This window comes from Candidatus Schmidhempelia bombi str. Bimp (assembly GCF_000471645.3).
Lineage (GTDB): Bacteria > Pseudomonadota > Gammaproteobacteria > Enterobacterales > Orbaceae > Utexia > Utexia bombi.
The window spans coordinates 1-398 of record NZ_AWGA01000045.1 but is presented as its reverse complement, the minus strand read 5'-3'; the positions used below and the strand labels follow the sequence as shown (position 1 = coordinate 398).

Genomic DNA, 398 nt, shown 5'->3' with positions numbered 1-398 from the left:
TGATGGACAGGTACTAAAAAAGATAGGGCGTGACGATAAACTGCGCTGTATGGCACATGGCGAGGTGGTCGCCTATCGCGTTAACGACGTTTATCCAAAGATGGTATACAACGACAATATTGAACTCGAAATCCCCTATCAAGCCCAGCAAAAAGTGGCGTATTTTTCAACGGGTTTTACTTTAGTTCGGCACTATTTAGCTATGCCTAAGATAAAGGGCTCAACTCAAGCGCCCCCATCGATAACCTTATACAGTTTATATATGCACCAGCTTGATTGGTACGGTTACCAACAAAAAACACAAGAAAGTGGTAATCAAATTACCTACCCCCATTATTGGCAGGCTGTGTCAGGGATAGCCAATCAGGAAAAAGCCGACACCATTAAAGGCAGTGTAA

1 pseudogene is annotated in these 398 nt (G+C 43.5%); it reads left to right on the top strand.

The annotated features are described in order from the left end of the window. A pseudogene (locus tag O970_RS09850) lies at positions 1–398 on the top strand (hypothetical protein); the annotation flags it as partial.